Source organism: Kribbella sp. NBC_01510 (assembly GCF_045040325.1).
GTDB lineage: Bacteria > Actinomycetota > Actinomycetes > Propionibacteriales > Kribbellaceae > Kribbella.
Genome location: NZ_CP109418.1, coordinates 5,180,996 through 5,196,115, shown reverse-complemented (window position 1 = coordinate 5,196,115; position 15,120 = coordinate 5,180,996). Strand labels below are relative to the sequence as shown.

At 68.4% G+C, this 15,120-nt stretch carries 13 protein-coding genes and 1 pseudogene; 4 read left to right on the top strand and 10 right to left on the bottom strand.

Going from position 1 to position 15,120, the window contains the following annotated elements; genetic code table 11:
- Positions 1-208 precede the first annotated feature (208 nt).
- Complete coding sequence (locus OG558_RS26225; RefSeq protein ID WP_405065389.1) at positions 209-1,051, bottom strand: DegV family protein; 843 nt, start codon at positions 1,049-1,051, stop codon at positions 209-211.
- A 113-nt stretch (positions 1,052-1,164) separates the two neighbouring features.
- On the opposite strand from OG558_RS26225, the gene OG558_RS26220 reads away from it, so the two are divergent.
- A complete protein-coding gene (locus tag OG558_RS26220) occupies positions 1,165-1,704 on the top strand; it encodes a pyridoxamine 5'-phosphate oxidase family protein (RefSeq protein ID WP_329475261.1) in 540 nt (179 codons plus the stop codon).
- Positions 1,705-2,428: 724 nt separating this feature from the next.
- Here the strand turns inward: OG558_RS26220 and OG558_RS26215 are convergent.
- The 5 genes and pseudogenes from OG558_RS26215 to leuS all read right to left on the bottom strand — a co-directional run bounded on the left by OG558_RS26215 (position 2,429) and on the right by leuS (position 9,247).
- On the bottom strand, positions 2,429-4,993 hold the full coding sequence (locus tag OG558_RS26215; RefSeq protein WP_405065388.1) for an ATP-binding protein: 2,565 nt from the start codon (positions 4,991-4,993) through the stop codon (positions 2,429-2,431).
- Between the two features lie 192 nt (positions 4,994-5,185).
- Entirely contained in the window at positions 5,186-5,392 is a 207-nt protein-coding gene (locus OG558_RS26210; RefSeq protein ID WP_328522377.1) for a hypothetical protein, read from the bottom strand.
- Positions 5,393-5,493: 101 nt separating this feature from the next.
- Positions 5,494-5,913 (bottom strand): YjbQ family protein, encoded by a 420-nt coding sequence (locus tag OG558_RS26205; RefSeq protein WP_405065387.1) that lies wholly within the window; start codon positions 5,911-5,913, stop codon positions 5,494-5,496.
- A 48-nt stretch (positions 5,914-5,961) separates the two neighbouring features.
- A pseudogene (locus OG558_RS26200) lies at positions 5,962-6,611 on the bottom strand (class I SAM-dependent methyltransferase).
- 155 nt (positions 6,612-6,766) lie between these two features.
- Complete coding sequence (leuS, locus tag OG558_RS26195; protein ID WP_405065386.1) at positions 6,767-9,247, bottom strand: leucine--tRNA ligase; 2,481 nt, start codon at positions 9,245-9,247, stop codon at positions 6,767-6,769.
- Between the two features lie 275 nt (positions 9,248-9,522).
- Here leuS and OG558_RS26190 point away from each other — a divergent pair, with 275 nt between their 5' ends.
- Positions 9,523-9,876, top strand: coding sequence for a DUF1801 domain-containing protein (locus OG558_RS26190; RefSeq protein ID WP_329475257.1), 354 nt, complete (start codon positions 9,523-9,525; stop codon positions 9,874-9,876).
- Positions 9,877-9,912: 36 nt separating this feature from the next.
- Here the strand turns inward: OG558_RS26190 and OG558_RS26185 are convergent, their stop codons facing one another.
- The 3 genes from OG558_RS26185 to OG558_RS26175 all read right to left on the bottom strand — a co-directional run bounded on the left by OG558_RS26185 (position 9,913) and on the right by OG558_RS26175 (position 12,729).
- Positions 9,913-10,803, bottom strand: a complete 891-nt coding sequence (locus OG558_RS26185) for a helix-turn-helix domain-containing protein (RefSeq protein ID WP_405065385.1) — start codon at positions 10,801-10,803, stop codon at positions 9,913-9,915.
- Positions 10,800-11,567 carry a phytanoyl-CoA dioxygenase family protein gene (locus tag OG558_RS26180; protein ID WP_405065384.1) on the bottom strand — a complete coding sequence of 256 codons (768 nt, stop codon included), beginning with the start codon at positions 11,565-11,567 and terminating at the stop codon, positions 10,800-10,802. Before OG558_RS26180 ends, OG558_RS26185 begins: the two co-directional genes overlap by 4 nt.
- A gap of 160 nt (positions 11,568-11,727) precedes the next feature.
- On the bottom strand, positions 11,728-12,729 hold the full coding sequence (locus OG558_RS26175) for an endonuclease/exonuclease/phosphatase family protein (protein ID WP_405065383.1): 1,002 nt from the start codon (positions 12,727-12,729) through the stop codon (positions 11,728-11,730).
- 151 nt (positions 12,730-12,880) lie between these two features.
- On the opposite strand from OG558_RS26175, the gene OG558_RS26170 reads away from it, so the two are divergent.
- Both OG558_RS26170 and OG558_RS26165 read left to right on the top strand, forming a co-directional pair.
- Positions 12,881-13,492 carry a hypothetical protein gene (locus tag OG558_RS26170; protein WP_329475253.1) on the top strand — a complete coding sequence of 204 codons (612 nt, stop codon included), beginning with the start codon at positions 12,881-12,883 and terminating at the stop codon, positions 13,490-13,492.
- A gap of 69 nt (positions 13,493-13,561) precedes the next feature.
- Complete coding sequence (locus OG558_RS26165) at positions 13,562-14,110, top strand: dihydrofolate reductase family protein (protein ID WP_405065382.1); 549 nt, start codon at positions 13,562-13,564, stop codon at positions 14,108-14,110.
- On the opposite strand, the gene OG558_RS26160 is transcribed toward OG558_RS26165, so the two are convergent.
- On the bottom strand, positions 14,107-15,120 hold the full coding sequence (locus tag OG558_RS26160; protein ID WP_405065381.1) for an ABC transporter substrate-binding protein: 1,014 nt from the start codon (positions 15,118-15,120) through the stop codon (positions 14,107-14,109). The two genes, OG558_RS26165 and OG558_RS26160, sit on opposite strands and share 4 nt — an antisense overlap.

Below are 15,120 nucleotides of genomic sequence, written 5' to 3'. Positions count from 1 at the left end.
TCACGCTGAGGCCGGGGCCGTGCGTCGGTGAGTGTCTTGCTCGCGCTACCGGGCCGAGTCCGATGGCTGGGGACACCCTCTCGGGAGCGAGGACATCTCATGACATGTCCTGGCTCTCGATTTGCTGTCCTAGGTCCCGATGGGCAGCCCAAGCCTGACGCTGCCCACTGCGGGAATCCCCGCCCGGGCCGGGCTGCGGCCGGGTGGGCTAGCGGGGGGCGATTACTACGGCGAGGAGGCCGGGGCCTACGTGGGCTCCTATTACGGCGCCTACTTCTCGGAGGACTATTTCTTCGGCTTGGGGAAGGCGGTCGGCCAGGCCGTCGGCTAGCGTTTGGGCCTTTTCGAGGTTGGCCAGGTGGTGGACGGCTACCTGGACGGGGGTGTCGCCGGCGCGTTGGACGGCTATGTCGGCGAGGCGGGCGATGGCTCGGGAGGAGGTGCGGACCTTCTCGAGGGGGACGATGCGGCCGCCACTGATGGTGAGGAGCGGCTTGACGGCGAGCGCTGTGCCCAGCAGTGCCTGGGCGGCGCCGATGCGGCCGCCACGGCGCAGGTACTCCAACGTGTCGACGTAGAAGTACGCCGAGATCGACTTCATCCGGGCGCGGGCCGCGGCCTCGACGCCGGCCTGGTCCTCTCCCGCGGCGGCTGCGGCGGCCGCTGCGAGCACCGGGAACCCGAGGCCCATGCCGAGCGAGCGGGAGTCGACCACGCGGACCGGGATCGGCGACTCCTTGGCGCCGATCATCGCGGCCTCGAACGTCCCGGACATGTCGCCGGAGAGATGGATCGACACCACCGACTCCGCCCCGTCCTTCGCGCACGTCGCGTATGCCTCGGCGAACGTGTGCGGCGCCGGGCGGCTGGTCGATACTGGCGTGAAGGTCTTGAGCGCCTCCGCGACCGCATCGGCCGAGGTGGCGCCGTCGTCGTACGACGTCCCGCCGATGACGACCTGGAGTGGTACGACGGTCAGCGGGTGGCGAAGCACCTCGAGCGTGGACAAGCCAGCCGTGGAGTCGGTGACGACGTGCACGCGGGCTGACATGCAGCGAGGTTACCGGACAGTTTAGGGCGTGTCTCCCGGTCCCACGCCGTCGCGACCAGCTGCTTGGCACGGCACCGACGCCCTTGTCGGCGCGCGGTGCCAGACTGCGGAAGATGAAGGAGACAGCGGCCGAAGTCAGCGCGTTGCAGGAGCTTCTGGATCAGGCGTACGAGCGTTCGACGGAGCATCTGCGCAATATCATCACGGACCCGCGCCGGCTGGACGCCGACGACCTGGTGCGGGTTCTGACCGGCATGTGCACGCTCAATCTGGCCACGGTCACCGCGCAGGGCGAGCCGCGGATCAGCGCGGTCGACGGGCACTTCCTGCACGCGCGGTGGGTGTTCACGACGTCCGGGTCGGCGGCGAAAGCGCGACACCTCAAGGCCAGACCGGCAGCCAGCCTCTCGTACGTCGACGGCGAGCGGATCGGCGTGTTCAGTCACGGCGACGTGGAGTTCCTGACACCCGAGCACCCGGACTTCGCGGAGATCGAGGCACATCTCGCCAACCACTACGGCAGCTCCCCGTCGAGCTGGGGTGACGACATCGTCTACTGCCGCCTCCAACCGAGCTGGATGGTCGGCTACGCCTTCGACAAGGCGGCGGTTCTGCACGACGCGGAGAAGAACTACGACGCGGAGAAGAAGTAGAACCAGCGAGGTGAAGGCCAACCCCGCCAGGGCCTTCACCTCGCTCTCGCAGTGCTGACTCCCCCTCGGCGTCAGCCCACTGTCGTCCCCACGTACGTCAGCGGACCGCCCCCCGCCCGTCAGCGTGCGACTTCCTCATGGCGCCGGAGTGCTGGCTCCCCCTTCTTGCCAGCTCGGCCGGCGTGGCTGTGTCAGGTCCCCGGCGAGCTACTCCCCGTACCGGTCCCGTGTGGACCGGCCTGACCGCGAGCTCGTCGAGGTCCCGGGAGGCCCCAGCGGCCGACCCGCCGGCGGGTGACCAAACCCGTCGGATTCCCCGTGTCAGCCGGGCTCCGGCACTCGTCCCCTGTGTCGTGTGCCTGGCCCGTTGCTGGGACCCCGCCCCGGGTGTGGTGCCCTGACGGCGCACGGCACCCGGTTCAGGCAGGACAGATCCGCACACGGCAGCACCCCGGAGCTCTCGACAGCCGATCGGCGCCCCCACCGCCCGGCCGCCGGATGCCCTCCGCGTCGCCTTCCCCAAGCTTGACGGGAGTCCGGCGCTGCACCATGGCCTCTTCATGGTTCACCACCCTTTCCCCTGCCTGTACTGCCCGGCGTCGGTCTCTGCTTCGTGGAACCTGTCCTACGGCTGTAATTCTTGGTCCGGCAGCCATGTCAGGACGAGGCAGAACAACCGGCAGTTACCCGGCAGCTTCAGCGGATCCGCGTCATGAAGGAGCAGTCAGGACGAAAGCGCGGCGAGTACGTCGTTCGCCAGCCGCTGGACCGCGGCCGCGGGATCAGGCTCCGGCCACCCATCGGCGACGGACGCACTGTCGCAGGACTCCTGCAGGACCGCCCACGCGGTCGGCAGCATCGGCGGGTCCATAGATCGCTGCCACGCCAGCAGTTGGCCGCACAACGAGTCACCCGCGTCCGCACGCCCGAGCGCGTGCAGGACGGCGACAGCCTCAGGCAGTACTTCGAGCAGGTACACGACCCGGCCTTCGACCAGCAGCCGGTTGACCGCGTCCCGGATGCACACCCGGGCCTGCTCCACCTCACCGGCGTCACGGGCCAGACGTGACCGGTAGAGCATCACCAGATAGTCGAAGTACCCGCGGTGTCCGCGGATGTCGGCGTCTGCCTCGTCGAGCAGCGCCCGCGCCTCGTCGTACCGGCCGGCCTGGTATTCGACCATGGCCAGACAGCCGGCCACCTTGGTGCGCTCCGGATCGTCTGAGGCCTGACTGTCCCGGGCAAGCAGGGCGAAGCGCCGCGCCTCGGCCAGGTTGCCCAGCTCGAGCTCTACGCGGCTGAGCGCTATGTACGCGATCTCGTCCGGATACACGCCCGGGTTGACCAGTGCGGCCTCCCAAGCGAGCAAGAGCTCCTTGGCTTCGGTCAACCGGCCCCAACGCAGCAGAGCGAGCCCACAGGTGGCCTGGACCGTCGCAGCCCGCTGCACATCGCCATGCTTACGAGCGTCCTCTACCAGCGCCGGGATCTCGGCCAGGATCTGGGCGTCCAGCAGATGCGAGCCGGACGACACCCAACCGCTCCGTGCGAGCAGCCCCATCTCGGTCTCGCCCGGGATCAGACCCCGTGCCTCGCCGTAGTTCCGGCGAGCGCCACGGATGTCACCGGTCAGGCTGGACAGCCGCCCGGCGATCGCGCGGAGTCTGCCGCTGACTTCCTTGTCCGCCACGTTGTCGGCGCACAAGGTCGCCCAGCGGATCCCACTCTCGGCCACGCTCGCCTGGTACTGCCACGCGATCCGGAAGCCCAGCACGATCCGCGCGGCCACGTCCCACTGCCCGAGCTCGGCAGCCCGCTCCAGCGCCACCTCGAACACAGCGGAGTTGGCATGGGCCGCCCGATACCGCCGATCCCGGTCCGGCGACGACCACGCGCCCTCCAGCCCAGACACGTACGTCGAACACCACGCGACCGCGCGGTCCCGGAAGGCGATCAGGTCATCGCCTTGCGAGGACAGACCGGCGTACGCGTGCTCCCGGATCGTCTCCAGCAGCTTGTAGCGAGCGCCGTACAGCTGCTCGAACTCGTTCACCGGCTGCAGCAGCGACTTCTCCACCAGCTCGGCCAGCAGCATCGGTACGTCGGCCGCGTCGATCGGATCGCCCGTGCAAACCCCGGCAACCGCGTCGAGCGTGAACGGCGAACCGAGCACCGACGCCCGATAGAGCAGCTGCCGCGCCGCATCGGACAGCGCGTCGACACTCCACGCGATCGTGTCGGCCAGCGTCCGCTGATGTGGCGCACCGAACCGCCGCGGCCCGGACAGCAAGCGGAACCGGTCGTCCAGCGCGGTCAGTATCGTCTCCACCGACAGCGACCCGGCCCGCGCGGCCGCCAGCTCCAGCGCCAGCGGCAGTCCGTCCAACCGCTGGCACAAGCGAGCCACCGTGGACGCGTTCTCCGGGGTCAGGACGAACCCGGGCCGCACCCGCGCCACCCGCCGGCAGAACATCTCCACCGCCGGACTGGCCACGATCTCGTCGAAGTCCTTGTCGTTCCTCGGTACGCCGAGCACCTGCACCCGGCGGACCACTTCGTCTGGCAGGCCGAGCGGGATCCGCGACGTGACCAGTACGCCGATACCCGGGAAGCTGCGGACCATCCGGTTCGCGACTGTGGCGACCCCGTCGAGCACATGCTCGGCGTTGTCCTCCACGATCACCAGGTCCCCCGGCCTGCGCCCGGACAGTACGTCGTCGAGGTCCGACGTACCCGGCGCGGTGCCGAAGGCGTCCAGGATGGCCGACGGTACGGCGGCGTCGCGCTGGACCGTCGTGAGGTCGACGACGACCACCGTCGTGTCGACGCCCGAGAACCGGTCGGCCGCGGCCAAGGCGAGCTCGGTCTTGCCGACACCGCCCGGACCGACGAGCGTGACGAGACGGTTCTGGCGCAGCAGCGTCTCCAGCTCGAGGAGCTCCTGCTCACGGCCGACGAGACCATCAGGGATCGGCCTGGTGCCGCGCCAGCGCAAACCCGTCGGCGCGGGATCGGCGACCGAGACGACCGGGCGTGCGACACCGTGCCCGGCCGCGGCGAGGAAGCGATCGGTATCAGCGCTCTGCAGTCCGAGCGCGGACGCGAGCAGCCGGACCGAGTCCTTCCGGGGGCGCGCTACCCGACCGGCCTCGATCTCGCGGATGGACCGCACGCTCAACCCGGCGCGATCGGCCAGCTCCTCCTGGGACAGACCCGTCTGGACCCTCAGGTCGAGCAGGAGATCGGCGAAGCTCCGCCGACCGTCAGCCCGGCCATCCGCGTCCGACACAGCCCGTCACCCCTCTTGAGGCCTCACGTTCCTGTCACAACATAGCGTGACAGCGGCCCGCGCGCGGGGCGGAACCGAGGCGCGGGATGCGGCCTGGATCACACCAAATTGTTGATGGAGGCAACAAGTTGATTCAGGATGAAATAGCTGAAAGGGCAGAAACCCCGCCCGGGGTGGACTTCGCCAAACGTTTCAAGCAGTCGCCTGAACCGAGATGGATTCATTTTCACCGGTGTAGAGAGAAAGCACCCCGGTCCAGTCGTCGATCCGGGCGCGGGTGTCCGCGCGACCGGAATCGGCATTCAGCACGCTGCCGTCACAAATGCCGCGGGTGGCGCGGATCAGGAGTTCGGTGCCGAGTCCCGCCCACTGGGCCCGAAGGGTGTCAAGCGCTGCCATGCAGGCAATTCAAGCGGAGTCGTGTTTCGCAAACGTAACGCGATCCGCAACATCACAATAAGTCACCAATGTCCGCACCAATTGAGTTACCCGGTAGTCCGTTAACCGGGGAGCCAGGAAAGGCGGACCTGCCGGCGCGGATTGTCCACATTGGTGTCGACCAGGCAGATCGACTGCCAGGTGCCGAGCATCATCCGCCCGTCGAGCACCGGAACCGACGCGTACGGCGGGATCAGCGCGGGCAGCACGTGGTCACGCCCGTGCCCCGGCGTACCGTGCCGGTGCCGCCAGCCGAAGTCGGGCGGCAGCAACTGCTCGAGCACCGCGAGCAGGTCGGTGTCGCTGCCGGCCCCGGTCTCGAGGATCGCGATCCCGGCCGTCGCGTGCGGGACGAACAGGTGCAGCAGTCCGTCGCCCTGGGCCTGATGGGCCTCGGAGGCAACGAACTGCTCGCACAAGCTCGTCAGGTCGAAGACGACCTCGGTACCGCCGGTCGCGACATCGATCAGCTCAGAGCGCATCTGTGCAGCGTAGTCCGTGGGTGGAACTCCAGCTGTCAACGAGATGCCTCACAGCCGCCGGACGCGCAGCACCCCGGTAGACATCGGGAGGGTGAACTCGCCGCGGGCAGTCTCCGGTCTGCTCGCGAGAAAGGCGCGAATCCGGCTCAGCGTGGACTCTTGTTCCTGTTCTGGCATGACCAGCACCCCCGCGCGCGTCGCGATGGTCGCAACGAGAGAGTCGGCGGTGCGGCGCTGCCCGTGCGGGAACTCGGCCTGCTCCGGCGAGCCGAATCGGGCGGCCGCACCGGTCTTCGGAAGGTGCGCGCCGGCGGTCTCGGCGCGCCAACTGGCGGGCGTGTCGCGCGGGCCGACGGCCGCGCTCCCGCTGACCCGCGCGAGCCCGGCGACCCACTCGACCCGGTCGTCCATGACGTTCCACAGGCCGGCCAGGATGCCGCTGGGTGCGAGGATCCTGGCGATCTCGGGTCCCGCGACAGCCATGTCGAACCAATGCATCGCGTTGCCGGCCAGCACGGCATCGACGGACGCGTCCGGCAGCGGTATCGCCTCGGCGCTACCAGGCAAGGCCCGGACAGCCGGCAGCGAGCGGTGCACTCGGTCAGCATCGCTGGGTCGGGCTCGACTGCAACGACTTCGGCGCCCAACGCGACCAGCGTGGCAGTCAGCTTGCCGGTTCCAGCGCCGAGGTCGAGCACGCGCGGGCCGGGTGCGGGCTCGAGCGCCCAGCGCACCGCGGCCTGCGCGTAGTCCGGACGGTGCTCGGCGTACGCGACCGCCGCTGCGCCGAACGATGACGCGTGAAGCAACCGTTCATCCTGGTTCACGCCGTCACCGTATCGGTACTCGAGTTCTAGGCGGGGACGATGTTGACCAGCTTCGGCGCGCGGACGATGACCTTCCGGGTGCCGCGGCCGTCCAGGGCCTTCTGGACCGCGTCGGACGCCAGCGCCAGCTGCTCCAGGTCGGCGTCGGAGATGTCCGGCGAGACCTCCAGCCGGTCCTTCACCTTGCCGGCGATCTGGACCACGCAGGTGACCGTGTCCTGGACCAGCAGCGCCGGATCAACCTTCGGCCAGCCGGCCTTCGCGACCGTCGGCTCGTGGCCCAGCTCCTCCCACATCTCCTCGGCCGTGTACGGCGCGACCAGGCTCAGCAGGACGGCCACCGTCTCGACCGCCTCGCGGACGGCCGGGTCGGCCGCGCCCGGGCCGGCGTCGATCGCCTTCCGGGTCGCGTTCACCAGCTCCATGATCCTGGCCACCATCACGTTGAACCGCATCGAGTCGATCAGCTCGGCCGCGTCCGCCACCGTCCGGTGGGTGATCTTGCGCAGCGCGACGTCACCGGTCGACGGATCCGAGCCCACCAGCGCCTCGACCGATCCCGCCAGCCGCCAAGCCCGCTGCAGGAACTTCAGCGAGCCGCCCGGCGACATGTCGGCCCAGTCGATGTCATCCGACGGCGGACCGGCGAACACCATGGTCAGCCGGACCGCGTCGACGCCGTACTCGTCCAGCTGGTCGCCCAGGTTCACACCGTTGCCCAGCGACTTGCTCATCGCCTTGCCCTGGTTGATCACCTGGCCCTGGTTCAGCAGCCGGGTGAACGGCTCGACCACGGTCAGCAGGCCCATGTCGTGCAGCGCCTTGACGAAGAACCGCGCGTACAGGAGATGCAGTACGGCGTGTTCCTTGCCGCCGACGTACTGGTACACCGACATCCAGCGCTCGGCCGCGGCCGGGTCGAACGGGCCCTCGACGAACTCCGGCGACAGGTAGCGCAGGAAGTACCAGGACGAGTCGACGAAGGTGTCCATCGTGTCCGTGTCGCGCTCGGCCTTGCCACCGCACTTCGGGCAGTCGACCTCGACCCACTCGCGGTCGGCCGCCAGCGGCGAGACACCCTTCGGCTGCAGGTCCGCGCCGCGCAGGTCGGGCAGCTCCATCGGCAGCTGGTCGTCCGGGACCGGCACCTCGCCACAGGACGGGCAGTGGATGATCGGGATCGGGCAGCCCCAGTACCGCTGCCGGCTCAGCAGCCAGTCGCGCAGCCGGTAGTTGATCGTCCGCTCGCCCAGCCCCTTGCCCTCCAGCCAGTCGATGATCCGCGACTTGGCGTCGGCGACGTCCAGCCCGTCCAGGCTGATCTCGTCGTTGGCGCTGTTGATGGCCGGGCCTTCACCCGTGTACGCCTTGCCGTCGAAGTCTGCCGAAGGCTCGACGGTCCGCACGATCGGCAGCTCGAACTTCTCCGCGAACTCCCAGTCCCGGGTGTCCTGGCCGGGGACCGCCATGATCGCGCCGGTGCCGTAGTCGGCCAGCACGTAGTCGGCCGCCCAGATCGGGATCCGCTGCCCGGTCACCGGGTTGATCGCGTACGAGCCCAGGAAGACGCCGGTCTTGTCCCGCTCGGTGCTCAGCCGCTCGATCTCGGTGGTCGCCTTCACGGCGGCCAGGTACTCGTCGAAGGCGGCCTGCTGGTCCGGCGTGACCAGTTCAGCGGCCAGCTTGGCGTCCGGCGCGACCACCATGAAGGTGGCGCCGAACAGCGTGTCCGGACGGGTGGTGAAGACCTTGATCGGCTCGTCGCGGCCCTCGACCTGGAAGTTCGCGAACGCGCCCTCGGACCGGCCGATCCAGTTGCGCTGCATCAGCAGGATCTCTTCCGGCCACTGCAGCAGCTCCATGTCGTCAAGCAGCCGCTGGGCGTACTCCGTGGTCTTGAAGTACCACTGGGTCAGCTCGCGCTTGGTGACCTCGTGCCCGCACCGCTCGCACCGGCCCTGGATGACCTGCTCGTTGGCCAGCACGGTCTGGTCGTGCGGGCACCAGTTCACGTACGACGCCTTGCGGTAAGCCAGCCCGCGGTCGTAGAACCGCAGGAACAGCCACTGCGTCCACCGGTAGTACTCCGGGTCGGACGTGTGCAGCCGGCGGGACCAGTCGAAGCTGATCGCGTACCGGCGGATCGACTCGGCCTGGGTCTCGATGTTGGCGTAGGTGAACGTGGCCGGGTGCTCGTTGCGCTTGATCGCCGCGTTCTCGGCGGGCAGCCCGAAGGAGTCCCAGCCGATCGGGTTCAGGACGTCGTACCCCTGCTGGAACCAGTAGCGCGACAGCACGTCGTGCAGCGCGAACACCTCGGCGTGCCCCATGTGCAGGTCGCCGGAGGGATAGGAGAACATCGTGAGCGCGTAGCGCCGCTCGGCCGTGCCGTCGTCACGCGCCTTGAACGGGTCCAGCTTCTCCCAGACCGGGCGCCACTTGGCCTGCATGGCGTTGAAGTCGTATCCGCCCCGGTCGATCGGGGCGTCATCCACCTGCTCGCTCACGGTACTACTCCCACATTCGTGTGTTGTTGAGCCTAAATGTGCCAGAAGGCGTCCCAGGACATGAAAAAGCCCCTCGCGCAGGAGGGGCTGCCGCACTGACCGGCGCATCGACGCCTCGATGCCAGTACGGCTAACTAAGGAGCAGGCTCACTCGCATGGGCCCAGGATAGCACCGGCTGTCAGGACCAACGGGCAGTCCTCCGCAGGGACAGCGCGCAGCAGGTGCCCTTCTGGACGGGCTGGTGGCTCTGGGCCGGCAGTCGTACCGTCTGGGCATGGCGGCGGTGGATGACTACTTCGACAGTCTTGATGCAGACCGGCGCGCTGCCTTCGAGCGAATCCGTGCGCTGGCACTGGATGAGGCACCAACCGCCGAGCAGGGGACGGGTTACGGCATGGCAGCGCTCAAGTACCGCGGGAAGCCACTGCTCGGCTTCCGCGCCGCCGAGCACCACCTCAGTATCTTTCCGTTCAGTCCGGCGGCGATCGATGCTGTGCGCGAGCAACTCACGGCCTTCGACGTGTCCAAGGGGACGATCCGCTTCACCGTCGGAACCTCGCTTCCGGACGACGCTGTGCGCGGCCTCATCCGTTGCCGGATGGCCGAGATCGCCGGCTCCGGCCGCTGAGCCGACGGCCGGCGCAGGTCGAAGCCTCCCTCGGCCCTAAACGAACTCAGTGCCGCCGGTACGCCGGTGTTCCCCCGGTGTGCGCCCGTAGTGTCGCCGGAACGCAGTGGAGAACGGGCGCACGTCGGAATAGCCGCAGGACCGGGCTACCTCGGTCACTGTGACGGCGGGGTCGAGTAGGAGCTGTGCGGCGAGTTCCAGCCGCAGCCGGCGCAGGGTCGACATGATCGACGCGCCGGTCTGCTGCTGGAACAGCCGCTCGGCATGGCGTTCGGACAGGTGTGCCACGGCTGCGACGTCCCGGACGGTGATCGGCCGAGACAGGTTGTCGCGGAGGTGCCGCTGCATCGCCTCGACCACCACGAGGCCGCGGTCGCGCACCACTGGTTCGACAGCGAGGTCATCGTCGAGAGCGAACGCGCGAGCGGTCTCCATCACCAGGGTGGAACCGAGAGCAGCCAGTGCAGTGCTGTAGCCGGACACAGGTGCCGCTGCCTCGGCCGCGAGTGCTGTGATCAGGGCGGGAAGTGAGCCCGTCCGCTCCGATATGACGGGTCCGTCCGGACGGGTCAGCCCCGACCACCATCCAGGTTCGTCGGTGCCGGGACGGAACGTGAAACCCCAGAAGGCGATGCCGAGGGGTGTATTGCGGCTCGACTCGATCTCGTGGACGTCGCCCGGTCGGGCGATGAACACCGAGCCGGGCTGTACGTCGTACTGCGTCGATCCGTTGTTGAAGCGGCCCTCGCCCGAATACGCGAGGCAGACCTCGTGGAACGAGTGGCTGTGCCAGTAGTTGCGCCAGTACTCCGGCCGGTAGTGACCCCAGCTGAGGAAGTCCGCGCGGAACCCGTCGACCTCGCAGGACTCCAGCAGTCCGGCGAGGTCGACGAAGCGGTCCGCAGCAGCGACATCCGCGAGGGTCAAACAGCACTCCTGCCGGTTGGGTCGACTCCTCGCAGCATCATGCCCTGCCCGAGCGACCAGTCGTGCGTCTTCACCATCGGCGGGTCCGCCGGGTCGCGGTACTGGATCAACCAGGTCGTCCGGGCCTCGTCGCTCACGTTCACCCCGGACCCGTGCACGGTCAGATAGGTGAAGAAGAGTACGTCGCCCGCCTCGGCCGGCTGCGGTGTCGCGGTGTCGAACGGTACGTCGGTCAGGTGGTACGAGCCCTCCGGGTCGTGCTCCCGCGGACCGTCCTTGTGGCTACCCGGGATCACCCGGATGCAGCCCTTCTCGACCGGCGCGTCGTCGAAGTGGAAGATCGCCGCACCGACCCGGTGGTACGTGTGCGGGAAGAACGGGTGGTCCTGGTGCAGCGGGAACGGCGAACCGTTCTCCGGCGGCTTCACGAACAGCTTGGTGTGGTGCAGTTGCACGTTGTCGACGCCCATCACCGCGGCGGCCACGTCGGTGAAGCGCGGGTCCACCAGCAGCTTGGCGAACTCGGCGTCGTAGAACTGCGCGTCGTGCAGATGCTGCAGCCGGGTCGCGCCGTCGGACAGCCCCATCGCCGACTTCCAGGTGGGGTCGTCGTGCCGGTTCAGCTGCGCCAGCAGGTCGTGGCTGCGCTGCCGGTAGTGCGCCGCTTCTTCCTTGCTGAGCAGCCCTTTCACCAGCACGAAACCCTCGTCGGCGTACTGCCGGGCCAGGGACGACAACTCGGGCTTGTCAGAGGTGATCGTCATCTCGAAGTTCCTCCTGATCGGGTACTTCGAGCGTAGGAAGATCGGCGCCCGGACGGCAGGACCGCGCCGGACGCCGATGTTCGTGAAACGGACAGGGACGATGTCAGTTACGTCCGAAGATTCGAGTCCCATGACCCACGCATCTTCGGACGCTACGCACTCAGATCCGGACCTCCGCGACGACCGGGCGGTGGTCGCTGCCGGTGGGCTTCATCACCCAGGCCTTGGTCGGGGTGACGCCGCGCACCATGATGTGGTCGATCCGCGCCATTGGGAATTTGGCCGGCCAGGTGAACCCGAACCCGTGACCGGCGGCCCCTTGAGCCGAGCGCAGTCCGGCGGTCAACGGGGCCAGGCTGCGGTCGTTCGCCGTACCGTTGAAGTCGCCCATCACGATCACGCCGGCCAGCTTCTCGTCGGCGATCTGCCGGCCCAGCGCCTTGATGGTGTCGTTGCGCTGGTTCGAGGTGAAGCCGCTGGTGCCGACCCGCACCGACGCGAGGTGGGCGACGTACACCGCGACCTTGCCCTCCGGCGTGCTGACCTCGGCCCGGAGCGCGCGCGTCCACTTGAAGCCGACGTCGACGGACTCACTCTGCGCGACCGGGTACTTCGACCACAGGGCGACCGTGTCCCGGGAGACCTCGTACGGATACTTCTTGGCGAACTCGGCCTTGTAGACCTTCATGTCCGCCGTGGTGATCTCCTCCAGCGCCATCACGTCCGCGTCGGCGGCGATCAGGTCCTGGGCGGTCGTCTTCGGGTCCGGGTTGGCCGCGTCGACGTTGTGGGACAGGACCCGCAGGTCGTACGCGCCGCCACCACCTTTACCGGGGATCAGCAGATCGCCGAACATCAGTCCCCACACCACCACGGGGACCAGCAGCGCGACTCCCGCGATGGCGGACCGTCGTACCACTGCGGCCACCGCGAGGATCGGTACGGCGACGCCGACCCAGGGCAGGAAGGTGTCGAGCAGGCTGCCGAGGTTGCCGACGGAGTTCGGGACGTAGCGGTGGAAGAGCAACGGGAGCGCGGTCAGGATCGCGAGGACGGCGATCAGCCAGCCGCGACGCCACATACTGCCCTTCCGACGGCGTCGGGAGGCGCCGCGCCGAGGCGACGGCGTGCGAGTGGCGACTGCGGTCTGGCGGTCCGGCATGCAGCGATTGTTGCGGACACTTGGCCCGGACCAAAGTCCATGCCGGGTCGAACGGGCCGATTTCATCCGTCCGAAGGACCGATCGGACCGTAATGATGAGGATTCCGTGAGATAGCTGGTGCCTTCGTGGTACAGCGCCGACAATGCCGGTATGCCGCCTGTGCAGACCACTGAGCCGTTCGTCGTGAAGCGACATGGGCTCGGCACGACGAAGACCTTGCTGTACCTCGGCACGCTGGTGTTCGGCCTGATGGTGCTGCTCACGCTGGGCATCGTCGTGATCCAGCTCATTCGCGGCGCATCGGTCCGCGCGCCACTCGAGGCGGTCTGGCTGTCCTGGGGCGGCATGCCGCTGATCTTCGCGGTCGGACTGCCGATCCTGCTGCTGGTCGGCGCGATCACCGCCCTCGAGGAACGCCGGGAGGCCGACGAAGAGGACGTTCTCCTGACGGTCGACGACACCGGGATCTACCTCGGCGGCGAGCAGCCGCAGGCCATCCCGTGGTCCGAGGTGCACGGCATCTGCCGGGTCGAGCGGCACTTCGACGGCGACGGCGGCGAGTCCTGGCATCCGTATCTGATCGTTCTCCGGTACGACGACGACGCGTTGCCCCGCAGCTCGAAGGCGTGGGGCCCGGGCCGCCCCTGGCCGGGCACCTTCGAGATCCTCGGCCGCCCGCTCCCCTTCGACGAGCTGGCCGCGGCCGTCAGCCGGTGTGCTCCTGCCGTCACGGTCACCGACCGCGGTCGCGTCCTCGACTGATCCCTCCCCCTGGGTTAGCGTCGCGACCACGACCGCCGACCGCGGACTGCGCCACGGAAGGACAGTGAGATGGCCAACCTGATCTATTCGGCGATCACCTCCCTCGACGGGTACGTCGAGGATGCCGACGGAGGGTTCGAGTGGGCGGCACCGGACGAGGAGGTGCACGCGTTCGTCAACGAGCTGGAGCGTCCGATCGCGACGTACCTGTACGGCCGGCGGATGTACGACACGATGGTCTACTGGGAGACCGCGACCGATCACTCGGGAGCGTCGCGGGAGTACGCCGAGATCTGGCGAGCGGCGGAGAAGGTCGTGTACTCACGAACACTGCACGCGGTGACGAGCGCCAGGACGCGCATCTGGCGCACCTTCGAACCCGATGCGATCCAGCGCCTCAAGGAATCCTCCGCGGCCGATCTCAGCATCGGCGGCGCCGACCTCGCCGGCCAGGCTCTGAACGGCGGCCTCGTCGACGAGTGCCACCTGTTCATCGCTCCGATCATGGTCGGCGGCGGCAAACGGGCCCTGCCGAACGACCTCCGGCTGCGCCTGGAACTCCTGGACGAACGCCGCTTCACCAGCGGCTTCGTCCACCTCCACTACCGCGTCCTCTAACTCTTCGAACCCAGCCGCTTTTCCAGGTCGGTCAGGACGTCCACCGCGCCGAGCGGGCCGAGGCCGAGGAACCACACCTCGTCGTCGACGCGCGCCACCTGGCCGTTCTTGACCGCCGGCAAGGCTTTCCAGAGGTTGCCGTTGACAACGGTGTTCTCGGCGGTGGTGTCCGGCTTGCCGTAGCTGGAGTAGAAGATCCAGTCACCGACGGCCTGCCCGATGTTCTCCTGCGACACCTCGACGGCGAGATCCTGCACGTCCTGGATCTTCGGCCGCGGCAGCCCGATGTCCTTCAGGATCACGCCGATGAACGACAGGTTGCCGTACAGCCGGATCTCGCCCGGCCGGAACCGCACCAGCGAGATCGCCGGCGACCCCTGCACCTTGGACTTCACGTCGTCGGCGCGCTTCTGGTAGTCGTTCAGGATCCCGGTGGCCTTGTCCTCCTCACCGACCGAGTCCGCGACCAGCAGGAAGTTCTCCTTCCACGGGAACCCGGGCCGGATGCTGAAGACCGTCGGCGCGATCGCGCTGAGCTTGTCGTACAGATCGTTCGCCCGCAGCTTGCTGCCCAGGATCAGGTCCGGCTTCAACGCGGCGATCGCCTCGAGGTTCAGTTCACTGATCCCGCCGACGGTCTTGATCCCCTGCGCCTTGTCGGCCAGGTACGACGGAACGCCGGCCTGACCGGCGGTCGTCGCCATCCCGACCGGCGTGATGCCGAGCGCGAGTACGTCGTCGAGCTCGCCGCTGTCCAGGACGACGACGCGCTCGGGCTTCTTCTCCAGCTTGGTCTCGCCCAGCGCGTGCTTCACCGTCCGCGGGAACTGCCCCGGCTGCGCGTCCGACCCGAGCTTGGCGGTCTCCTCGTCGGCAGTCTTGAACAACCGCCCGCCGGTCGCCACGTCCTTGTCACCGACCCCCGTGTCGGCACTCCCGGTGTCCTTGCCACCACACCCCGCCAGCACCAGCAGCGCGGCCACCACGCCAATTCCGATCAGCTTCTTCAC

What these genes read in the sequence shown, in the direction of transcription:
- OG558_RS26180 (WP_405065384.1), bottom strand. Translation starts at nt 11,567, where the DNA reads ATGACGATCACCTCTGACAAGCCCGAGTTGTCGTCCCTGGCCCGGCAG.
- OG558_RS26170 (WP_329475253.1), top strand. Translation starts at nt 12,881, where the DNA reads ATGCCGCCTGTGCAGACCACTGAGCCGTTCGTCGTGAAGCGACATGGG.
- OG558_RS26210 (WP_328522377.1), bottom strand. Translation starts at nt 5,392, where the DNA reads ATGGCAGCGCTTGACACCCTTCGGGCCCAGTGGGCGGGACTCGGCACC.
- OG558_RS26165 (WP_405065382.1), top strand. Translation starts at nt 13,562, where the DNA reads ATGGCCAACCTGATCTATTCGGCGATCACCTCCCTCGACGGGTACGTC.
- OG558_RS26205 (WP_405065387.1), bottom strand. Translation starts at nt 5,913, where the DNA reads ATGCGCTCTGAGCTGATCGATGTCGCGACCGGCGGTACCGAGGTCGTC.
- OG558_RS26190 (WP_329475257.1), top strand. Translation starts at nt 9,523, where the DNA reads ATGGCGGCGGTGGATGACTACTTCGACAGTCTTGATGCAGACCGGCGC.
- OG558_RS26225 (WP_405065389.1), bottom strand. Translation starts at nt 1,051, where the DNA reads ATGTCAGCCCGCGTGCACGTCGTCACCGACTCCACGGCTGGCTTGTCC.
- OG558_RS26175 (WP_405065383.1), bottom strand. Translation starts at nt 12,729, where the DNA reads ATGCCGGACCGCCAGACCGCAGTCGCCACTCGCACGCCGTCGCCTCGG.
- OG558_RS26220 (WP_329475261.1), top strand. Translation starts at nt 1,165, where the DNA reads ATGAAGGAGACAGCGGCCGAAGTCAGCGCGTTGCAGGAGCTTCTGGAT.